The sequence below is a fragment of the Clostridiales bacterium genome (genome assembly GCA_030016385.1).
Classification (GTDB): Bacteria; Bacillota; Clostridia; order Clostridiales; family Oxobacteraceae; genus JASEJN01.
Genome location: JASEJN010000016.1, coordinates 1 through 22,672, shown reverse-complemented (window position 1 = coordinate 22,672; position 22,672 = coordinate 1). Strand labels below are relative to the sequence as shown.

The window sequence follows — 22,672 nt, the reverse complement described above, 5'->3', positions numbered from 1 at the left end:
AATGGAATACTTCAACAAACTTAAGGAATATATTTTAAAGAGGGGGATGAAAAAGAATATACAGGATCTTACCGTCTTCTTCTTGATTGGGCTGATACTTATATTTGCAGCGAATATACTCGTGTCCAATAATAAAAGTGTCAATGACAAAAAAGCGGAGGCGGCCTTAGCCGTGCAAAACAAATCCCCAAGCTATAAAGATGAGCTGGAGGAGGAACTTACAGGCATACTGAATAATATTCAGGGGGCGGGAAATGTAAAGGTTATGATTTATTTGGAAACGGGGACTGAATCGGTGCCTGCTTATAATTCAAACAATACCAAAAAAGTCACTGAGGAAACAGATGGAAACGGCGGTAAAAGGATCACGAATGAAGACGACAGCCAAACAACCATAGTTACTACAAATGATAACGGAGTCAATAAACCATATATAATAAAGGAGGTAAACCCTAAAATAAGCGGAGTTATAGTGACAGCCGAAGGGGCGAATGATCCAAATGTAAAATACAGGCTGTATGAAGCCGTAAAAACTGTTTTCAATATTGAGGAATATAAGATTAATATTTATCCAATGAAAAAAAAATAATATTTTATTAGATATAAAATATATAAAATGTACATATATTTCTTTTAGGTATCCAATATTTATTGAGGAGGTATTTTTATGATGGAGCTGAGAAAGAGAACAGTAATAATAGTTACTCTTGTACTTTTGATTGCGGCTGCGGCATACTTAAGTTCAAAGTATGGAAGGGCTATAAAGGTTAATAAGGATGATACAGGTAAAACATCCGATGCCGCGTCGGATATACTTACAAACAGCAACCAGGCTGCTTCCAGTCTTTTTGTAGATGTAAAGATCGCAAAGGAGAATGAAAGAACCGCAAGCAAACAGGATTTAAAGAGCATCATAGATAGCAGCAATACGTCAAAGGAGGCCAAGGCTACTGCCGAGAAAAGGCTGGAGACGCTGGTCAATAATTCCGAGAAGGAAATGATTTCGGAGTCCCTTATAAAATCAAAGGGCTACGAGGATGCTCTGGTGCTTATAGGTGATAACAATGTAAATGTAACGGTCAAGGGGAAGAACGTAAGCGGCGACAAAGTAAATGAAATTAAAAATATAGTGGTCAGACAGTCCGGATATCCTGCATCAAAAATATCTGTGCAGGTAAAAGAATAAGTTGTTTGTAAATTTATCCTGCCTCTGATATAATATATATAAATAAAGGTGCATTATTATTGGATAATATATATTATATTTAATTGCGGGGTGAAATTGTTGGACGAAAATGCGAACATAAATGTAAGTGCGGAAGATGATAAATTCGGTACCGTTGTAATATCCGAAGAAGTAGTCAGTATAATAGCCAGTCTTGCGGCTTCCGAAATAAAAGGCGTTGCAAGCATGAGCGGCGGCTTTGTCGGTGGGATAGCCGAAAAGCTTGGCATGAAGAATACTCCAAAGGGTATAAAAGCTGTTGTAGGTGAAAAGGAAACCGCCATAGACCTATATATAAATGTAGAATACGGCGCAAAGATACCGGATGTTGCATGGAAGGTTCAGGAAAATGTAAAAAAAGCCGTTGAGACTATGACGGGGCTTAAGGTTGTTGAAGTTAATATAAATGTACAGGGAGTAGATTTTGGAAAAGAGCCTAAAGAAGAGGAAACACCCAAGGTAAAATAAACATAATATAATAAACCCTCTGATATTTCAGAGGGTTAATTTAAATACTCAAGAAGGTGAACATATGAATATATTCAGTAGAATCATATTATCGATTTATATGCTTGTTATGATATTTGTTTCTATCTGTATTGTTTTGCTTCCATTCAACCTGATTCCAATTAGAAGCATAAGTAACTATATTGGTGGAAATATATATAATAATTGGTATATCTCACTAATAGGGCTGCTGCTTTTGGCTGTCAGCGTTGAATTGCTGCTTTCGATGACGAAGGGTGGAAATCATTCATCAAGAGGTATTATTAAACCTGCGGAAAACGGAGATATAAAAATATCTGTTGAAACATTTGAGTCTTTGGCCTTAAGGGCGGTCAAGCAGATTTCGGGTATAAGGGATGTAAAGGTCAGGGTTTTATTGAGGGAAGATGGAATAAGCGTGCTTGTCAAATTGCTTATTATGCCTGACATCAATATACCGAATATAGTGCAGGAAGCTCAAGACAAAATAAAGGAATACATAGAGTCATTAACAGAAGTTGGCGTAAAAGATGTCGTAGTAGATGTTGACAATATTGCTTCGGTAACTGTTGCACGCGTACAGTAAGGGGAGTGAAAGCTGATGCTAAGAAAATATCTGCTGGACCTTTTTCAAAAAAACACAGGTAAAATAACAGGCGCTATAATAGGTCTCATACTGGCTGTAATAATGCTCATGATAGGTTTTTTTAAAACTCTTTTAATTGTAGTGTTTGTTTTTTTGGGCTATTATATCGGAAGGAAAATAGATAATAAAGAAGATTTAACTGCTTTATTTGATAAAATATTGCCTTCCAATTGGAGCAAGCGAATATGAGTTGAGTGCATCTCGATTATTTGAAGGATTTCGATGGAATAGAAGCGGATGCATAATTCATAACATACAAATGGTGACAGGAGGAGATATATTGAGCAGAAGATCCGCACGTGAAGCGGCAATGAAGCTTATTTTCCAGATTAATTACAATCCTGGAGAATATGAAGATATATTGAAGGGTTTTGACAGTGGCAAAAATATTGATGCAAATGATATTCGCTATATAAATGATACTGTAAAGGGCACTGTATCAAATATAGAAAGTATTGACAGTGAAATTGAGAAATACTCAAGGGGCTGGAAGAAAAACAGGATAGCTAAAGTCGATCTTGCAATATTGAGGCTGGCGATATATGAACTTAAGTTTACCGATATGCCATATGAGATAGCTATAAACGAAGCAGTTGAAATTGCGAAAAAGTACAGTACTGATAAATCCGGATCGTTTATAAACGGTGTTCTGTCAGCCGTTTTGAAAGATAAGAATTAAAGGGGAATATCATGGAGTCTAAGATAATAAGCGGCAGGGAAATATCGAAATGCATAATGCGGCAACTGAAGATTAAAACAGAACATTTTTTTGACGATAGCGGCCGCAGACCGCAGCTTGCGTTAATCGCAGCGGGTAATAATCGATCGCAGCTGTCATATGTTAAAGGTATTGAGAATGCATGCGGTAAAATAGGAATGCAAATGCAAAGCTTTCTTCTGGATGAAAGTGCAGACACCAAATATGTTTTATCTATTATAGGAAGATTGAATGAAGATAAAAATACAGACGGAATACTTGTTGAATTTCCTCTTTTAAGTGACATCGATGAATTTGCCGTATGCAATGCAGTAGATCCTGATAAAGATATCGACGGAATAACTGTTAAAAATGCGGGTAATTTTTACCGCGGTTTAAAGTGCTACATTCCCTGTACCGCAAAAAGCATTTTATATCTTGTAAAATATACGGGCATAAGCATCAGCGGAAAGCATGCAGTTGTAATAGGAAGAAGCAATATAGTGGGCAAACCTGCAGCAGCACTTCTTTTAAAAGAAGATGCCACCGTTACTATTTGCCATTCGAAAACGCGGAATCTAAAAGGCTATATGGTAAATGCGGATATTATCGTATCGGCAGCAGGCGTTCCAAGCCTTATAAAACACGATATGATAAAAGAAGGGGCAATTGTAATCGATGCAGGGACGAGCATAAGGGATGGAAAACTTACAGGCGATGTTGAATTTGAAGAGGCATGCCGTAAGGCGTCTTGGATTACTCCGGTACCTGGAGGGGTCGGTCCTGTTACATGTGCCATGCTTCTCGAAAATACTCTGGAAGCGGCGGTGAAATAGTTGTTTTTAAAAATATTTACAGTGACGCAAATAAATAGCTATATAAAGAAGATGTTCAATGCGGATGCAATATTAAACCACGTTTCCGTAAAAGGTGAGATCTCCAATTTCAAGCTTCACTATTCCGGACATATGTATTTTACTTTAAAGGATGACGGAGCGAAAATAAAATGCGTGATGTTTAAGAATTACTGCAGTAATCTTAAATTCATGCCTGAAGATGGGATGAGCGTAATAGTAAGCGGAAATATTTCCCTGTATGAAAGGGATGGGCAATACCAGATATATGTTGAGAACATGCAGCCGGACGGTATCGGGGCTTTATATATCGCATATGAACAATTAAAAAAGAAATTAGAGGCGGAAGGGATTTTTGACAGGCAGCATAAAAAGCCGATACCGAAGTTTCCATCAAAAGTAGGGGTGGTAACGTCTTCGACCGGTGCTGCTGTAAGGGATATAATAAATATATTATCAAGGCGCTATCCGGGCATTGAAATACTGATCGTACCGGTACTCGTTCAGGGCGATGGAGCGGCATACGAGATTTCGGAAGCGATCGAAGAGCTAAATAAAAGAAATGACATCGATGTCATCATAGTCGGGAGAGGCGGGGGATCCATAGAGGAATTGTGGGCTTTTAACGAAGAGGCTACCGCAAGGGCGATATATGAAAGCAGGATACCTGTCATATCTGCCGTAGGACATGAGACGGATTTTACCATAGCCGATTTTGCAGCTGATCTCAGGGCACCTACGCCGTCGGCAGCCGCCGAATTATGTGTTCCTGATAAAAATGACATTATATATAAACTTAATATCTGCCTTAATTCCCTATTTAATATCATGCTTACATATATAGATGAAAAGAAAAGTGCTTTAAATCAATGTAGGGAAATGATAAAGGCTTTTAATCCCGCGCTTTTCATCAATCAGAAGAGGCAGTATATAGATTCACTGAACAGCAAATTGGTATCGAGTATTAAATATAAGATAGATTTATACAATGAACTTATAAAAAAATATTGTACAAACCTGAATATATTAAGTCCGCTGTCGATAATATCAAGAGGTTATTCCATAACTTACACTGAGGAACTCGATGTGGTAGATGATATAAAAAAAGTAAAAGTTGGAGATAATATCAATATATTAGTAAAAAATGGTTATTTAGACTGTACTATCAATGAATTAAAAGAGGGTAATGTAAATGGCAGAGAAAAAAACAAATAATATCAAATTTGAAGATGCATTGGAAAGGCTGGAAGAGATAATAAAAAGCCTGCAGGATGGCAATTTGAGCCTGGAGAAGTCGATGGAAGCTTTTCAGGAGGGTATCGAGCTTGTTAAGATTTGCAGCGAGAAATTAGATAATGCCGAAACAAAAGTGAAAATGCTGATAAAGGAAAGCAACGGCACCCAAAAAGAAGTGCCCTTCGATTGTGAGAGTGCAAAATAGATATGGATATAAACAAAAGGATAATTGAGATTTCAAACAGCGTAGGCGACTATCTTAAAAAGATTATTCCATCGGAGCATAAGTATATAAATACGATTTTAAATTCGATGAGATACAGCACTTTTGCCGGCGGCAAAAGATTAAGGCCTGTACTCATGATAGGAAGCAGCGAGCTATTCGGATGCCCCGCAGCCGATGTGATGCCTTTTGCAGCTTCCATAGAGATGATACACACATATTCGCTTATACACGATGATCTTCCGGCTATGGATAATGACGACTACAGAAGGGGAAAGCTTTCCAATCATAAGGTTTTCGGAGAAGGCATGGCGATTCTTACAGGTGATGCTCTTTTAAATTTTGCATTTGAGAACATGGTGGAATATGCATATCAAAAAAACCAAAGAAAGTACGTAAGAGCGGCTTTTGAGATATCGAGAGCTGCCGGCATATATGGAATGATAGGCGGACAGGTTGTCGATCTTGAATGCGAAAACAAAAAAATATCGGAAGATATTTTAAAGTATATGTATAATAATAAAACAGGTGCCCTTATAAAGGCGGCAATAAGATCCGGGGCGATAATTGCAGGCGCCGGTGAAGATGACATTGAAAAGCTTACAAGGTATGGTGAAAATCTCGGATTTGCGTTTCAGATCGTGGATGATATATTGGATGTCATCGGAGACAGGAAAACAATGGGCAAAGAAACAGGTAGCGATGAGGTAAATAAAAAAGCTACATATGTCTCGATGCATGGCATTAAAGAATCAATGAAAATGGCAAGGTTTTTATCTGAAAAAGCCATGGAAGATATCGATTATTTTGGCCAAAAGGCGGAATTTCTGAAAGGTGTTGCAGATCTTTTATTAAGCAGGAATTATTAGCAACAGATTCGTTAAAATTATTTAAACAATATTATGAAGAGAGCATTGGAGCTTATCGATTGGAATAATATTCTTCAAATATAAAATATGTGCAGTAACTTGTTAGATTGAATGATGCATATCTATATGTTATAATTAATCTTGCATAAAGGTGGTGCAGTATCCTAGTCGATTTTATTCACTTTGAGGGCGGGGCTAAAAATCCGCTAAAGGGCATATCGATGAAGTTCTTTGTGTCAGCTTTTGACGCCCAGTCAGGGGTTGGTGCTGAGAGTTAAGAAAGATAGGGCAAATTACAATGGCATGTAGTTTTCGACCCTGCTTTCGTGGAGACCTAAATCCGTAGAGTTTTTTACGGTTTGGGGCTAAACCTGCAATGTGGTACAGATTCAGATGCTATATGCAGTGTAGCCTGCCTTGAGTGGAATATGGGGAAGCAGTTCATTCTCCTGTATAAGCGGCCATTATATATGTGAGTTATCGCTGCCAGAAACATGTTTTGCAAAAGAGGCTATGGGTGAATAAAATTGTTGAGGAAATCTCCTAGGCTGTTCATCGAAAACATATTGGGGATTGCAGTGTGGACTGAGTGGTGATTCAGCGCTGAAAGTGGCGACACATCAGGCATGTGTTTAAAGGGAAACCGCTGAAATGGCGACATTTTAGCACTAAATGCGGGAAATCCTGCTGGACCTAAGCCGCAAACTTTACTCAATATGTTACCACCTTTTATACATATAGAAGGGTTATACCAAGGACGGGAGGGCAATTCCCCTTAATGAAAAAAAAAGTTAAATTCAATAAGAAAATAACTGGAGGTAAAAAGGCCAACATCAATACATGGGTTATAAAGATTATTTTTTTGACTTTTTTTATTTCAGCCAGTTTTTCTTTTGTATCTTCGGTGCTGCTAAGTAATGTTAAAATATTAGTGGCATTTATTATATTGATAGTAATTATATTGACCGGCATTCTTTCTGATATAATAGGCGTTGCTGTTACAGCGGCTGATGAGACTCCCTTTCATTCCATGTCTTCCAGAAAAGTATTGGGTGCGAGGAGAGCGGTGTGGCTTATCAGAAATGCCACCCAGATTTCGAACATATGCAATGACGTAATAGGCGATATATGCAGTATCATAAGCGGGGCAACGGGTGCATTAATATCGGCAAAAATAATACTCACGAATTCAGAAGGCATAAAAACCATTGTCTCAATTGCGTTTAGCGCAGTGATCGCCGCGCTTACCGTTGGGGGTAAAGCGGCAGGAAAAAAGTTTGCAATAACCAATTGCAATAATATAGTGTATAAAATAGGTTATATAATTGAAAAACCGAAAAGAATATTTCATAAATAATTTGGATTTGTGTACAGGCTGAAAGTACGACTTACTTAAGTATGACTTACTTTGTGAAAGGGCATCGGATTATATATGGGTAATTTATTAGACAGGATCAATTATCCTGAAGATATAAGAAGTCTTGATTGCAAAACATTGCAGAATTTAGCGGAAGAGATCAGAAAATTTATCATAAAAAACGTTTCAAAAACAGGAGGTCATCTTGCATCCAATTTAGGTGTGGTAGAGCTTACAATAGCCATTCTTTGCGTATATAAAGTTCCCTATGATAAAGTGATATGGGATGTGGGGCATCAAACATATGTGTATAAAATTCTTACGGGAAGGAAAAATTATTTTAACACATTAAGAAGTTACGGCGGCTTAAGTGGATTTCCTAAGCGCAGCGAAAGCATATATGATATTTTTGAGACAGGTCACAGCAGTACATCCATCTCGGCTGCATTAGGGATGAGCAGGGCAAGGGATATGAAAGGTGAAAAATATAATGTCGTGGCAGTCATAGGAGATGGGGCTATGACAGGCGGTATGGCTTTTGAAGCGTTAAACGACGCCGGAGGAAGCAAGACAAACATGACTGTCATATTAAATGATAACCAGATGTCGATATCAAAAAATGTAGGAAGCCTTGCAACTTATCTCAGCAGGATAAGGACGGACCCCATGTATTTCAAGTTAAAAAAAGATGTTGAAAATATGTTGAAAAAAATACCTTCATTAGGGTATAATGTTTCCAAATTGTTGGATAAGCTTAAAGGAAGCCTGAAATATTTAATTGTGCCTGGGATGCTCTTTGAAGACCTTGGTTTCACATATTTAGGTCCAATAGACGGTCACGATATAGCAACTTTAAAGGATGTAATGGAGAGATCCAAAAAGATAAAGGGACCGATACTCATCCATGTGATAACAAAAAAGGGAAAGGGTTATGAATTAGCTGAAGATAACCCTGACAAATTTCACGGCATAGGTGAATTTGATATTGATACAGGTGAACCAATAGGTAAAAAAAAGGTGACATATTCGGATGTTTTCGGTGACGAAATTGTGAAACTGGCAAAGAAAGACGATAAAATCGTCGCCATTACTGCTGCGATGCGTGAAGGTACCGGGCTTTATAATTTTTCAAGGGTATTTCCCGAAAGATTTTTCGACGTGGGAATTGCCGAAGAGCATGCCGTAACATTAGCGGCCGGTCTTGCAGCAAATGGTATGCATCCTGTTTTTGCGGTCTATTCTACATTTCTACAGAGAGCATATGATCAAGTTTTACATGACGTGTGCATGCAGAAACTGCCTGTAGTGTTTGCCATAGACAGAGGAGGGATTGTAGGAGAGGATGGAGAAACCCATCAGGGAGTATTTGATATATCGTATTTAAGAAACATACCAAATATTGTAATTATGGCGCCCAAGTGTATAAATGAATTTAAAAACATGATAGAGTTTGCTTTCAAGACGGATTTTCCTGTTGCAATTAGGTATCCCAGGGGTTCGGACATGGAAAACATAAAGTTTCAGGACAGGGGTTTTGAACCATTTAAAATCGAAAAAATAAATGACGGGAAGGATATTCTGATAATAGCGGTTGGAAGAATGGTAGGACATGCGTATAAAGCGGTGCTTAAATTAAAAAACATGGGTATAAATGCTGGTCTTATAAATGCAAGGTTCATGAAACCTCTCGACGAAGATGGACTTATCGGTGAAATATCGAAATACGAATACATCGTTACGGTAGAAGATAATGTATCATGCGGAGGTTTTGGTTCAGGTGTTCTTGAGCTATTAAGCAAAAGGGGAATTTACGATAAAAAGATAAAAGTCATGGGTTTCCCTGATAAATTTATTGAGCATGGGAATGTGAATATACTTTTTAAAAAATACAAACTTGATGCTGAAGGTATCGTCGAAACCATATTAAAAATGATATGATTTTATGCAGTATCAAATATATGGAATTTATAAGGGGATATATATGTCAAAAGAGAGACTGGACAAAGTTTTAGTGGCCAGAGGTTTTTTTGAAACAAGGGAAAAGGCAAAACAAAACATTATGGCCGGATTGGTATTTGTAAACAATGTAAGGATAGATAAAGCAGGTGAAATGATTGACCCTGATTTGCCTATCAGTGTCAAGGGAAATGCCCTGCCATATGTGAGCAGGGGGGGATTGAAACTTGAAAAGGCATTGTCGGAGTTTAAAATAAATGCGCTTCATAAGACAGCAATAGATGTAGGAGCATCGACGGGAGGCTTTACCGACTGCCTTCTTAAAAACGGTGCGGATAAAGTAGTGGCGATAGATGTAGGCTATGGGCAGTTTGCCTGGAAACTCAGGACCGATAAAAGGGTCACTCTTATGGAAAGGACTAACATAAGATATGTCTCTTTAAGTGATATAGGCTATTTGAGCGATATATGCACCATAGATGTTTCGTTTATATCTTTAAAGCTTGTCCTTCCAGTGATTAAAAAATTAGTAAAGGAAGGCGGGGAAATCGTATGCCTGGTGAAACCGCAATTTGAAGCAGGGAGAGAAAAAGTCGGCAAAAAAGGTGTCGTAAGGGATCCTGCGACTCACAAGGAAGTTATTAAAGGGATAATCGATTTTAGCATGTATAATGAATTCAGTATAGGAGGCCTTTCATTTTCCCCTATTAAAGGCCCGGAGGGCAATATAGAATATTTATTATACATTTTAAACAAACCTGGCAGAAATAAAGTATTGAATATTGACGAATTAATTGCGAACGTTGTTGATGAATCTCATGAGATATTATAGATGCAATATATTGCGAAGTTTGAATCCGAAAGATTAAATGTTCAAAAAACATGAGTCTGACGTATAAAAGGTAATTTATCTTCAATTCGTAATCAGGTATAAATAGGCTTGTGTTATTTTAAGCGACGAATGAGTGCTCGAAATAACACAAGCTCATATTACGAATCGAAGGTAATTTATGTATGCAATTGATAAATTTTGGGTAATATGATAACTAAATGATACCGGCAGTTGCATATTAACCTGACTTAGCAAGAATTCTCCCGCTTTTATAGACGGCGGGATGAATTGCAAAATAGAACCTATGGGACATGGGGGATAGCTTGTTGATACTGGTGTGATAGCATACCTTTGGCAGGAAGCCGCTGTTTGTATGAGCGGCGGCAGTTCACATATAGTATATTATGGAGTGTAAACATATGCATAAAGTTGGTATAATAGTAAACGCAAGCAAAGATAAAGATTTGGCCATAACAAGTTCTATAGTAGATTTTCTTGAAAAGAATGAAGGATGCCCGCTTTTAACCGAAGAAATATCAAATGGATTGTTGAAGCATAAATATGCATGCACTGAGGATGATATATACAATGATTCCGACTTCATAATCGTGCTGGGAGGCGACGGCACGATACTGAGTGTAGCAAGGGAAACTTACAAATCCGAAGTGCCCATATTGGGTGTAAACCTCGGGCACCTTGGATTTCTGGCGGAAGTCGAGGTAAAAGACCTTTTCGATTCATTAAGGGCAATTTTTAAAGATGGATTGAATATTGAAAAGAGAATGATGCTTAGTGCCTCTATTATCGAAAAAGATAGTTCTAAAGAATTTCATGCGCTGAACGATATTGTAATTACAAGAGGTACACTTTCGCATTTGATTACTTTGAATATATACATAAATGGAGAATATGTTGCTTCGACAAATGGTGATGGCTTGATAATCTCTACTCCTACAGGCTCTACAGCTTATTCATTATCTGCCGGAGGCCCTATTGTAAGCCCGCAGTTGCCTGCTATTGTCATAACTCCTATTTGCCCTCATTCTTTATCAAACAGGGCATCAATAGCAGTCTCTGAAGATGATGAGGTAAAGATAGATTTATTAAATAATCGCGGCGATGCATATTTGATGGTTGACGGGCAGGTAGGATATAAATTAAGCGGCGATGAAGAGAAATATGCAATCATAAAGAAATCAAAATATAAAACAAGCTTTGTAAAACTTTTGGGCAAAACTTTTTACAATGTTTTAAGAACAAAACTTACTGAAAAATAAATATTAACGGGCTAAACGAAAGGGGAAAATTTTATGAAAATAGCCAGGCATGCTAAAATACTTGAGATCGTCAACAATAAAGATATTGAAACTCAGGAGGAACTTGCGGATGAGTTGAAAAAAGCGGGTATCAATGTGACACAGGCTACAGTTTCAAGGGACATAAAGGAATTGAAATTGATAAAAGTGCTTTCAGGCAGCGGCAGGTATAAATATGCATCTATTGCACCTACAGAAAATATGCTTTCAGATAAATTGGTTACTATTTTTACCCAGACAGTTTTAACAATCGATTATGTAAATAATATTATTTCCATCAGAACGATATCCGGTTCTGCCCCGGCTGCTGCGGAGGCCATCGATTCTCTGAATTTCGATGGCATCGTTGGGACGCTTGCAGGTGATAATACGATTTTCATACTTACGAGGACAAATGAAAAGGCGGAGGAAATTGTAAGCAGGTTAAAAAGACTTGTAAACGAATAGGAGGCATTAAAATGCTCCTTCAATTGTCTATACGAAATTTTGCATTGATTGAAAATCTTAATATTGAATTTTCAAAGGGCCTTAATATAATGACAGGAGAAACGGGTGCGGGCAAGTCGATAATCATAGACTCTGTCAATTTTGTATTGGGTGAACGCTCATCGAAGGATGTAATAAGTACCGGTTATGAAAAAACTGAAGTGTCGGCTGTATTTGATTGGATAGACAGTCCCGAGTTTAAAGATGAAATGCAGTATTATGGAATCGGAACCGATGACGTTCTAATACTGTCAAGGGAAATGAACATCCAGGGCAGAAGCATATGCAGGGTAAACGGAAAATTGGTCACAACGAGCATTCTTAAATCCATCGGCAACTATCTAATTGATATTCACGGTCAGCACGAGCACCAGTCGCTGCTGGATGAGAGGCGTCACATAGGGATACTGGATTTATTCGGAGGGAATGAGCTTATAAATATAAAAGATAAGGTAAGGGAAGCATATGAGGAAATAAAGGCCATAAAATCCAAGCTTAAGAACATCGTGGGAGACGATTACGATCGTGAAAGCAAACTTGGTTTTTTGAACTATCAGATACAGGAAATCGACAATGCAAAATTAAAACCGGGAGAAGAAGAAGATCTTATTAAACAGAAAACCATACTGAATAATTCAGAAAAGCTGTACTCGGTACTTTCGTCATGCTATTCGCTTTTATATGAAAGCAGTGAGAACATAAGTCCCGTTTATGATAGCTTGGGACGCGTATTGACTCAGCTAAAAAGCATCTGCGGAATAGACGACAGGATAAACGCAGTGGCAAATTCCCTGGAAAATGCCTATTTTACGGTTGAAGGTGCCGTTGAGGATATCAGGGAATATAAAGAAAAGATAGATTTTAATCCTGAGCTTATAAATGAAGTTGAATCAAGATTGGATATGATAAACAGATTAAAGATGAAATATGGCAAAGATACAGGCGAAATACTTAAGTACAGGGATAAAATATATAAAGAAGCAGAAGACATAAAAAACAGCGATGAAATAATAGATAAATTAAAAAAGCAGATTGATCAAAAATCTGCCCTGCTCTATGATTTGAGCCAGAAGCTTTCCAACCTAAGAAAAAGTGTCGCAAAAAAACTTGAAAAAAATATCATGGATGAATTGAAATTTCTACGGATGGATAAGACTAAGTTTGAAGTGCATTTCGATGTTTTGAAAAAGAATGGACAAGTTGATTTTTCAGAAAACGGTATTGATATTGTATATTTTTTAATATCCGCAAATCCTGGAGAGCCCTTGAAACCGCTGAGTAAAATTGCATCAGGTGGCGAGTCGTCGCGGATAATGCTCGCAATAAAGACAGTTATGGCTGATGCGGATAAAATACCATGTTTGATATTCGATGAAATAGATACAGGAATAAGCGGAAAAGCAGCCCAGGCAGTTGCTGAAAAGCTGGGACAAATTTCAAAATCCCACCAGGTCATATGTGTGACACATCTGCCTCAAATAGCCTCCATGGCTGATACTCACTTTTATATAAGTAAAAATGTAAACGAGGGGAAAACAAGGACAAAGGTTGAAAAACTTGAGAGGAGCGGTCAAATAAAAGAAATCGCAAGAATGTTCGGCGGTGCGAAGATTACTGAACTCACTTTAAGGAATGCAGAAGAAATGCTAACGATGGCAAATGAATTAAAGACTAAAAAAGCCGTATAACATGATTGCTAAAATAATTTAATCGGTCCGAATCCGGGCCGATTAAATTATTTTGCAATAAATGCATAAAAAAATGGTGACAATTTATCACCATTTTTTTATGCGGCAAAATGAGCACATGAAGTTTTTATTGCCAGATATGAAAATTTTATTATAGTATAAAACAGTTTTAAATAGGTTAATTTAAACATATGCTAATTTATTTTTTGAGGAGAAAGTTGCTTCTATGGGATGACGGGAGAGTGATCGAATTGTACAGGATGAAGCTCAGCAAATTACTTGTTTTTATTGTTTGCTGTACAATTATTTCTTTTTCCTTGGTGACATTGAAAATTTCTCAAATGCCTGACAGGATAATGTTATTGGAAGGGGAACAGCATCTTTTCGATATAAAATTGCCTGTAAATGTCAGCTTGAATTTCAAAAAAAATGATGTTGTTAAATTAAATGGAAACGACCTTAATGGAAGTAAAGTAAACTTAAACCTTTTATCTCCTTTTAAGATAGAGTCAAACAGAAATGGCAAAGTTGATTTTGATATAATGGTATTTGGCGTAATACCGATCAAAAGGGTAACCGTCAATGTGGTACCTCAGATAAAAGTCATACCGGGCGGCCAATCGATTGGTGTCAAGATGATGACAAAGGGAGTAATGGTAGTCGGAGTATCTCAGATAAACGGCAGCGATGGGAAAATTTATAACCCTTCACTGGATGCCGGGATAGAGATAGGCGATTCGATACTCAAAATAAATGATATACCTGTTGAAGATGGGGATCATGTATCCAGACTCGTAGGCGCATCCGGTGGGAAGCCCATCAAACTGACGATTATAAGAAAAGGGAAAGAAATACAGGCATCGATAACGCCTGTAAAATCAAATGATGATCAGCAATATAAGATAGGCGCATGGATAAGGGATTCCACCGCAGGCGTGGGAACATTGACATTTTACTGTCCCTTAAATGGCGCATATGGCGCCATCGGACATCCGATTACGGATATCGATACTGGGGAAATGCTCTCTGTAAGTTCAGGCAAAATAGTGCCATCAAAAATAATATCCGTTCAGCCCGGAGTAAGAGGTAAACCCGGAGAACTAAGGGGATTATTTATTGAGAGCGAGGATGAACTTGGCAATATAAGCAAAAATACCGCCTGTGGAATCTATGGCGTCGCTTCAAAAAAAATAGAAAACAATATCTACACCGAACCTATTTCAGTTGCATTCCAGAGCGATATAAAAGAAGGACCTGCAAAAATCCTTACAACAGTTGACGGGACAGACGTGAAAAGCTATGATATTGTTATTGAAAAACTCACAAATCAAGCTAAACCGAACCCCAAAAGCATGATAATAAGGATAACAGATCCCGAGCTTTTGCAAAAAACAGGTGGAATCGTGCAAGGCATGAGCGGCAGCCCGATCATACAAAATGGTAAACTTGTAGGAGCCGTAACACATGTTTTTATAAACAGACCCGATATGGGCTATGGTATATATATTGAATGGATGCTGCAGGAAGCAGGCATCAGTATAAGTCAAAAATAGAAACTATTAAGTATTTTTTGCTGGTTGCATTTTAACCAGCATTTTTTTATTTTACACATGTTTTGAACATTTTATTTAATATTAAAAATTTTTTTCAATTTTTACTTATTTTAGAAGGAATATTTAACACTTTGTCGAATTAATAATTGTTAACAAATGGAAATGCTATTATATAGGAGGAAAAAAGAATATGGATGAAAAAAAAATAAAAGTTTTAATTGCAGACGATAACAAGGAATTTTGCAGTATTCTGAGCGAGTATTTATCAAAGCAGAACGACATGGAAGTCGTAGGGATTGCAAAGGATGGTCTTGAAGCTTTGAAGCTTATATCAGACCAAAATCCTGACGTTCTGGTACTGGACATTATAATGCCCCACCTCGATGGGCTCGGGGTTCTAGAGAGGATAAATAGTCTTGACCTTAACAATGTCCCGAAGATAATTGTACTGTCGGCGGTAGGTCAGGATAAGATAACGCAAAGAGCCATAAACCTCGGTGCTGATTATTATGTCGTAAAACCATTCGAACTTGATGTATTCGTAAGCAGGATCAGGCAAATGTTCAACAGTAGCATGGGTATGCAGGAAATAAGAAAACATATGGTCGATAGCGAGCAGCAGACATCAAATTTCTTCAATAATAATCTTGAATCTGAAATTACCAATATAATCCATGAAATAGGGGTACCTGCGCATATAAAAGGCTATCTGTATTTAAGGGAAGCTATTTTTATGGTTGTAAATGACGTTGAGCTTTTAAGCGCAGTTACAAAAGAGCTCTATCCTTCTATAGCGAAAAAGTTTAATACTACAGCAAGCCGCGTAGAGCGAGCCATACGACACGCTATCGAAGTAGCCTGGAGCAGGGGACAGATAGAAACGATAAACAAAATATTTGGCTATACCATACACAATGGAAAGGGCAAGCCAACCAATAGCGAGTTTATTGCAATGGTTGCCGATAAGCTAAGGTTAAAACAAAAGGTAAGTTAATGGAAATAAAATTGCCCGAAGGTGCGAAATATATTTTAAAGAAGCTTTATAGCAGCGGTTATAAAGGCTATATTGTCGGCGGATGCGTAAGAGACAGCCTGCTTGGTAAAGTTCCTGCGGATTTCGATATAGCTTCAAATGCGCAGCCTTGTGATGTCATGGATATGTTCAAAGATTTTAAACTGTTAAGCACGGGGCTTAAACACGGCACGGTTACGGTAATTATCGATAATATGCCATTTGAGGTTACCACCTTCAGAAAAGAAGGCGCATATTCGGACTACAGGCGCCCGGACCATGTGGAATTTATAGGAACTATAGATGAGGATTTAAGCAGAAGGGATTTCACGATAAATTCCATGGCATACAATCCCCGTGAAGGACTTGTGGACTTGTATGGGGGATACGAAGACTTATGCAATGGAATAATACGATGCGTGGGCGATGCCGATGCAAGGTTCAAAGAGGATGCCTTGAGGATGATGAGGGCCATAAGGTTTTCTGCACAGCTTGGATTTGAAATCGATAAGTATACATTTGATTCTATCGTTGTAAATGCTGCGCTTATAAAAAAGATAAGCTGTGAAAGGATAAAAGATGAGCTTTGCAAGATGCTTCTTTCGGATAATGCCGGGAAATTGAGCCTTTTGTTTAAAGCAGGACTTATGGATAATATTATACCCGAGCTTTCCGATCATGTTAAACTGTACCGCGGCGAAGGGCATTTAATAAAATGCATTGATGAATCCGATAAAGATCTTGTGGTAAGGTTAACTATAATGTTTTATGAAATTGCGAGCCTGGCAGCAGGTATATTAAAAAGGTTAAAGTTCCAAAACAGCATTATTGACAATGTGGACAAAACGTTGCATTTTCGGGGCATCAAACTAAAAGAGGACAGGGTATCCATTAAGAGTGAACTGAAAGAAACAGGAGAAGAATGCTTTATACATCTGCTGGCAGTACGGGAAGCTCTTGCAAGGGCAGATAATGAACATGAAAAGCTTATAAAAATAGATAATATAAAAGAAATCGTACAGGATATTTTAAACAAAAATGAATGTTTCAACAGAAAAATGCTGTGTATTGATGGAAATGACATTAAGAAAATAGGTGTCAATGACGGCAGGACTATCGGATTGATGATAGATGCGCTTATCAATAAGGTTATTGAAAACCCGGAATTAAATAAAAAGGATATATTGATAAAATATGCCGAAGAGATAAAGAAAACCGACTTTTAAAAAGCCGGTTTTCTTTTTGCCGTTTGCATATGATTGATAACATTATATTTCGCTAATTGCACAAAATAGTATTATAAAAACAATGCAGATGTATTACGAGGATGTGTTACTATTGAAAGGCAATATATACGGCAAAGTATTCAAGGATGCATATACAAAAAGGCTTATTCACAAAATAGATAAAAGGGGAATGGCTGTAATAAGGCATAAGGCGCTGGATCTTGTAGCAGCTGAAGAGTTAAGGCATAAAAAAATAAAGGCCGTTATAAACTGTTGCGATTCCATAGATAAAAATGGATGCAATGAGGGCATAGGATATCTGCTAAAGAGCGGCATCAGGATTTTTGACGCATTGCAGGAAGATTTTTTCGATGGGGTGAAAGACGGTGACATGGCCGAAATTTCAGACAATAAAATATATATAAACGGCACGATGGTTTCATCCTGCCGCGAAATCTTCGAAAAAGACATAGAAAACTTATATATGGAAGATAATAATTACAGGTTCATAAAAAATACCGCAGGATTTATGATAAGGGAATCCAGGTATTTTACAGGGAATCATCCCATGCCGGAGCTTAAGACGCCTATTTGCGGAAGGGATGTTCTCATAATTTGCAGGGGACGAGGCTATATAGATGATTTGAAATCAGTCTCAAATATCATAAAAAACATCGCTCCTGTCGTAATGGGAGTCGACGGAGGGGCTGACGCTGCATTCGACGCCGGCATAAAATGCGACATAATCATAGGCGATATGGATAGCGTGAGCGATAAAAGCCTTTTAAACTGCAGTGAGATACTTGTTCATTCGTATACGAACGGATATGCACCGGGAGCATTAAGAATCAAGAATTTAGGTCTCACTTATAAACAGGTTTTGCTAAAGGGTACATCGGAGGATGCCGCACTTTACACGGCGAAAATGAAAGGGGCATCGAAAATATATATAATTGGAAGCCATACATGTATAGACGAATTCTCTGAAAAAGGAAGATCCGGGATGTCAAGCACGGCTATAATAAGGGTGCTGTACGGATCGAACATAATAGACCTCAAGGGGATAAGCAGCCTGCTAAAATATGATGATGCATATGTTAAATCGTCCGCACTTTTTTTAATCCTTATTTTTTTAATCATCGTATCATGGCTTTTTAAGGGAAGTATAATAGATGAACTGAAAGTATTTCTCAATTTTGATTAAAAGATATCATGGTTAGAATATGTGCGATAATTCCTTTTTATAATGAAGAAAAATATGCATATGATACGATAAATTCTGTCAAAAGGATAAAATCCATAAACAGGATAATAGCTATAGATGATGGTTCCAAGGATAATACCCTGAATATAATAGAGGGAATCGGCGGAATAGATATAATAAAGCACGCCAAAAATATGGGTAAGGCGGAGTCTGTAGAGGAAGCACTAAAGATATCAAACGCCGATATTTATGTATTTCTGGACGGGGACCTTGGATATTCCGCATCAAACATTGAACCCCTAATAGATATGGTAATTGGAAACGAATGCGATGCCTGCGTAGCAAGATTACCCACCATGACCGGTACGGGAGGTTTTGGATTATTAAAGGCGTTTGCAAGCTTCAGTGTCAAATTTTTTACAGGGGTGGATTTCCCATGTCCTCTTTCGGGGCAAAGGGTGATAAATGCAAAAGCGTTAAAAGACTTTAAAGGCGGAAGGTACCGTGGATATGGCCTGGAAGTCGGCATGCTCATCGATTTGTTGAATAAGGGCTGTTTCATAAAAGTCAAAGACGCCGATTTGTCGCACAGGTACACATATGTGAATGCATCGGGTTTTATGCATAGAACGAAGCAATTCTACGACATAATAATAACTCTTTTAAATATTCTATGGAGGCGATAGCCGTTGATATATATAATTCCCCTTGTTTCTTCAATATTTTGCTCATTGGTCATTTTGCCCGGAATAATCGATTTTATAAATAGCCAATCCAATCACGCAAAAAATTACAGGGGTGGAACCGTATCAAATTCCGCCGGAATTTTATTCATCATATACATATTGATCGCAAGCGCAGCGCTGGAGCTTGCAGCCATGATGAAGTATGATTATCGCTCTTTAAAGGCAAGTATCCTGGTAATATGTACCGGAACATTATCGGCAGCCCTTGCAGGGCATATCGATGATGGCTTTGCCGATGGAAGAAAAGGTATAAGGCAGCATATTGGCGCTGCATTGAATGGCAAAGTTACTTCAGGGTTTTTAAAGGCAATGTTTTGCATCCTGATTTCATTTACAATATGCGCCTTTTCAGGGTTTAGGGGCATCAGCCTTATATTGAACGTTGTGCTCTTGTGCCTGTCACAGAATTTTTTCAATATGATGGATCTGCGGCCCGGAAGGGCTATAAAGGTGTATGGAGTCTTTTTTTTATTTTTACTTATCCTTAGGGCGGATGCCTTTTATCTGGGAGTGAATTCCGGCTTCATGCTGCTGCTCTTATTTTATGTGCCATATGAGTTCAAAGAGATATGCATCATGGGCGATACAGGATCGAATACAATAGGCATGCTGGCGGGGTTAAGTTTGATATCTTCAGACAATATTATAATAAAAACTGTAATTTTATTGCTGCTGCTGTTAATAGAATTTTATGGAGACAGAAAATCCATAAGCGCGCTGATAGAAAAAAGCAGCATATTAAAATATATAGATCGCCTGGGGAGAAAAGTATAAATGATAAGGATAAGAAAAGGTATAGTAATGGATATAATATATGAAGATGATTCAATTGCGTTAGCGCGTGTTTGCTATGATGGTACCATACATAAGGCAGTAAATTATAATTTGCTAAGTGGCAGAATAAATAAGGGAGACGTCGTATATATAAATACAACAGCCGGATACCTTCATCTGGGTACGGGCGGGTACGATTTCATAATAATAAACGAATCGTCAAGGAAAATTATTGAAATAACTGAGCCCGGGCATATCATGAAGCTAAGATACACTCCATATCAGGTGAACTGCATGTGCACATCTGAGCAGCAGAGCAAATACCACGAGATGATAAAGGGTTTTAAAAGTCTGGATAATATGATAGTGATTTCAGGGGAACTTCACAGCATGCTGGCTCCTGCGGCATGTACATTAAAGTTTTTGAACAGTGATATGAGGATCATATACATCATGACGGACGGCGGGTGCCTTGAGGCGGGATTCAGCCATACCGTAAGAGAATTGAAGGATAAAAAAATAATTTCATATGCTGTTACATATGGAAATGCACTTGGAGGCGACGCCGAAGCTGTAAATATATTTGATGCACTGGCAATTGCAAAGGAAGTATTCCATGGAGACGCAGCAATAGTCACGATGGGTCCGGGCTCCGTCGGAACCGGTACGAAGTATGGATTTAGCGGAATCGAGCAGGGAAGCATAATCGATTGTGTCAACAAGTTGAATGGCATATCCGTATTTATACCGAGGATAAGCTTCAAAGACAAAAGAAAACGCCATTTCGGCATAAGCCACCATACGATTACGGTACTAAAGGACGTATGCTGCACCAGTGCACATGTTGTGTTTCCCATACTTGAGCAAGAATATATGGAATATATTTTATCCCAGATTAAAGATGCAGAACTATGCAGATACCATCTGATAGAGTATATAAAATCCGATATCGTATTCGATGCCCTTAAGTTCTATAACATGAACCCAACTACCATGGGCAGGAGCATTAAGGAGGACAAAGAGTTTTTCATGTCATGCGGTGCGGCTCCAGTATTTGCGTCATATCTTCTGAACCTCTCATGACTAAAACCGCGAGCGCATTGGATCAATAATATCAAATCCTGCCATAGCTTATATCGATTTCGGGGCGTTGGCGGAGGCCGGTTTTGCATTTTGCTCTTAACAGCTCCTTTATAGTAATATCGACGAAGGATACTTTTTTTAAAGACATGATAAACTCCCTGTTTGTTCCATAATAATATATCCCGTTTTTATCAAACTTCATCATGCTTTCATCATCTCCTGTTATCTTCAAATATAAAAAATACAAGCCATGCTTTTACGTTATTATATGTAGGTTTATTTATATTAATTACCTCATTTATTAAGTTTCTTTCAGGGCTTGTTTCATTTTTTAATCATATAGCTTTTTACCTATGCATAAAATCTTCTTAGAAGCATATGAAAAAATATTTAAGGAGGGAAAATGTATTGTTAAAAAGAAATGGAATACGTGAAGCTATTATAAAGCACATAAACGCTAATATAGGCTTGTATTTTCTGGTATTCACATTTTTTGCAATAGGCATTGCAACGGGAGCTTTTTCAGTGAAGGCATTAGACGGAACGCAGAGGCAGTCTTTGATCGAATATATGCAGGATTTTTTTCAGGTACTTTTAAAAAAGGATGTGGACAGCTACGGCGTTTTAGGGCAATCAATCAAAAATAATATGCTTACAGGGTTTCTCATATGGATTTTTGGCATAAGCGTTGTGGGCATACCTCTTACTCTTATTATCGTAGCAATTAGAGGATTCATACTGGGGTTCACGGTCAGCTTCTTAATAAACAGCATGGGGATAAAGGGCGTGCTTTTTTCGGCGCTTGCGATACTCCCGCAAAATCTTATCATAATCCCGTGTATAGTGGCAATTGGAGTGGTATCCATAAGTTTTTCCCGCATGGTGATAAAAAACAAGATAACAAAAAAGTGGACACATAATTACTGGCAAAAGTTTTTTTCATATAGTATGATAATCATAATTTTTTTACTGGTTTCAATAGCTGGAAGCCTTATAGAAGCTTATATCGTACCGGTATTTGCAAAAGTAATGTCATCATATCTCACGGCCTCTTAAAATAAATGAATATTAATGGCAATATTGATAAAAAATACTATTGCAATTAACTAATGGAATAAGTGCTATATATTACAACATACATTAATTAATTTAACTCGTTGTGCTAGCTTTTTTACTGGTAAAAATTGCGAATGAAAAACCCCA

General features: G+C 37.8%; 25 protein-coding genes. 24 read left to right on the top strand and 1 reads right to left on the bottom strand.

Translation table 11 applies throughout. From position 1 onward, the window contains the following. Position 1: 1 nt before the first annotated feature. The 23 genes from spoIIIAG (at position 2) to QME45_05545 (ending at position 21,469) form a co-directional block, all read left to right on the top strand. Positions 2-589, top strand: a complete 588-nt coding sequence (spoIIIAG, locus tag QME45_05655; protein MDI6618149.1) for a stage III sporulation protein AG — start codon at positions 2-4, stop codon at positions 587-589. Between the two features lie 78 nt (positions 590-667). Further along, positions 668-1,186, top strand: coding sequence for a SpoIIIAH-like family protein (locus QME45_05650; GenBank protein MDI6618148.1), 519 nt, complete (start codon positions 668-670; stop codon positions 1,184-1,186). A gap of 99 nt (positions 1,187-1,285) precedes the next feature. Beyond that, positions 1,286-1,693, top strand: a complete 408-nt coding sequence (locus QME45_05645) for an Asp23/Gls24 family envelope stress response protein (protein ID MDI6618147.1) — start codon at positions 1,286-1,288, stop codon at positions 1,691-1,693. Positions 1,694-1,757: 64 nt separating this feature from the next. Further along, entirely contained in the window at positions 1,758-2,297 is a 540-nt protein-coding gene (gene amaP / locus QME45_05640; GenBank protein MDI6618146.1) for an alkaline shock response membrane anchor protein AmaP, read from the top strand. 15 nt (positions 2,298-2,312) lie between these two features. Then, positions 2,313-2,546, top strand: coding sequence for a DUF2273 domain-containing protein (locus tag QME45_05635; GenBank protein ID MDI6618145.1), 234 nt, complete (start codon positions 2,313-2,315; stop codon positions 2,544-2,546). Positions 2,547-2,637: 91 nt separating this feature from the next. Continuing rightward, positions 2,638-3,036 (top strand): transcription antitermination factor NusB, encoded by a 399-nt coding sequence (gene nusB / locus QME45_05630; GenBank protein MDI6618144.1) that lies wholly within the window; start codon positions 2,638-2,640, stop codon positions 3,034-3,036. An 11-nt stretch (positions 3,037-3,047) separates the two neighbouring features. Further along, positions 3,048-3,890 (top strand): bifunctional 5,10-methylenetetrahydrofolate dehydrogenase/5,10-methenyltetrahydrofolate cyclohydrolase, encoded by an 843-nt coding sequence (locus tag QME45_05625; protein ID MDI6618143.1) that lies wholly within the window; start codon positions 3,048-3,050, stop codon positions 3,888-3,890. Then, a complete protein-coding gene (gene xseA, locus QME45_05620) occupies positions 3,891-5,123 on the top strand; it encodes an exodeoxyribonuclease VII large subunit (GenBank protein ID MDI6618142.1) in 1,233 nt (410 codons plus the stop codon). Continuing rightward, positions 5,101-5,349 (top strand): exodeoxyribonuclease VII small subunit, encoded by a 249-nt coding sequence (locus tag QME45_05615; protein MDI6618141.1) that lies wholly within the window; start codon positions 5,101-5,103, stop codon positions 5,347-5,349. Before xseA ends, QME45_05615 begins: the two co-directional genes overlap by 23 nt. Before the next feature lie 2 nt (positions 5,350-5,351). Continuing rightward, positions 5,352-6,236: a polyprenyl synthetase family protein gene (locus tag QME45_05610; protein ID MDI6618140.1), complete on the top strand. Its 885-nt coding sequence runs from the start codon at positions 5,352-5,354 to the stop codon at positions 6,234-6,236. Positions 6,237-7,014: 778 nt separating this feature from the next. Further along, positions 7,015-7,593, top strand: a complete 579-nt coding sequence (locus QME45_05605; protein ID MDI6618139.1) for a hypothetical protein — start codon at positions 7,015-7,017, stop codon at positions 7,591-7,593. Positions 7,594-7,668: 75 nt separating this feature from the next. Next, the gene (gene dxs, locus QME45_05600) at positions 7,669-9,531 is read left to right on the top strand and encodes a 1-deoxy-D-xylulose-5-phosphate synthase (protein MDI6618138.1); all 1,863 of its coding nucleotides are present in this window, start codon (positions 7,669-7,671) and stop codon (positions 9,529-9,531) included. 43 nt (positions 9,532-9,574) lie between these two features. Beyond that, positions 9,575-10,381, top strand: a complete 807-nt coding sequence (locus QME45_05595; GenBank protein ID MDI6618137.1) for a TlyA family RNA methyltransferase — start codon at positions 9,575-9,577, stop codon at positions 10,379-10,381. Between the two features lie 419 nt (positions 10,382-10,800). Beyond that, positions 10,801-11,658, top strand: coding sequence for an NAD(+)/NADH kinase (locus QME45_05590; protein ID MDI6618136.1), 858 nt, complete (start codon positions 10,801-10,803; stop codon positions 11,656-11,658). Between the two features lie 33 nt (positions 11,659-11,691). After that, a complete protein-coding gene (locus QME45_05585; GenBank protein MDI6618135.1) occupies positions 11,692-12,144 on the top strand; it encodes an arginine repressor in 453 nt (150 codons plus the stop codon). A gap of 11 nt (positions 12,145-12,155) precedes the next feature. Further along, positions 12,156-13,871, top strand: coding sequence for a DNA repair protein RecN (gene recN, locus QME45_05580; GenBank protein MDI6618134.1), 1,716 nt, complete (start codon positions 12,156-12,158; stop codon positions 13,869-13,871). 218 nt (positions 13,872-14,089) lie between these two features. After that, the gene (gene spoIVB, locus QME45_05575; protein ID MDI6618133.1) at positions 14,090-15,424 is read left to right on the top strand and encodes a SpoIVB peptidase; all 1,335 of its coding nucleotides are present in this window, start codon (positions 14,090-14,092) and stop codon (positions 15,422-15,424) included. Positions 15,425-15,614: 190 nt separating this feature from the next. Continuing rightward, a complete protein-coding gene (spo0A, locus tag QME45_05570) occupies positions 15,615-16,418 on the top strand; it encodes a sporulation transcription factor Spo0A (protein MDI6618132.1) in 804 nt (267 codons plus the stop codon). Continuing rightward, entirely contained in the window at positions 16,418-17,662 is a 1,245-nt protein-coding gene (locus QME45_05565; protein ID MDI6618131.1) for a CCA tRNA nucleotidyltransferase, read from the top strand. Before spo0A ends, QME45_05565 begins: the two co-directional genes overlap by 1 nt. Before the next feature lie 112 nt (positions 17,663-17,774). Then, complete coding sequence (gene steA / locus QME45_05560; GenBank protein MDI6618130.1) at positions 17,775-18,866, top strand: putative cytokinetic ring protein SteA; 1,092 nt, start codon at positions 17,775-17,777, stop codon at positions 18,864-18,866. 8 nt (positions 18,867-18,874) lie between these two features. After that, positions 18,875-19,552, top strand: a complete 678-nt coding sequence (locus QME45_05555) for a glycosyltransferase (protein MDI6618129.1) — start codon at positions 18,875-18,877, stop codon at positions 19,550-19,552. Between the two features lie 3 nt (positions 19,553-19,555). Further along, the gene (locus tag QME45_05550) at positions 19,556-20,386 is read left to right on the top strand and encodes a hypothetical protein (GenBank protein ID MDI6618128.1); all 831 of its coding nucleotides are present in this window, start codon (positions 19,556-19,558) and stop codon (positions 20,384-20,386) included. Continuing rightward, positions 20,387-21,469 carry a DUF3866 family protein gene (locus QME45_05545; protein MDI6618127.1) on the top strand — a complete coding sequence of 361 codons (1,083 nt, stop codon included), beginning with the start codon at positions 20,387-20,389 and terminating at the stop codon, positions 21,467-21,469. A 31-nt stretch (positions 21,470-21,500) separates the two neighbouring features. Here the strand turns inward: QME45_05545 and QME45_05540 are convergent, their stop codons facing one another. Then, complete coding sequence (locus tag QME45_05540; GenBank protein MDI6618126.1) at positions 21,501-21,674, bottom strand: hypothetical protein; 174 nt, start codon at positions 21,672-21,674, stop codon at positions 21,501-21,503. A 203-nt stretch (positions 21,675-21,877) separates the two neighbouring features. Here QME45_05540 and spoIIM point away from each other — a divergent pair, with 203 nt between their 5' ends. Beyond that, positions 21,878-22,525, top strand: a complete 648-nt coding sequence (gene spoIIM, locus QME45_05535; protein MDI6618125.1) for a stage II sporulation protein M — start codon at positions 21,878-21,880, stop codon at positions 22,523-22,525. Positions 22,526-22,672: the final 147 nt, after the last annotated feature.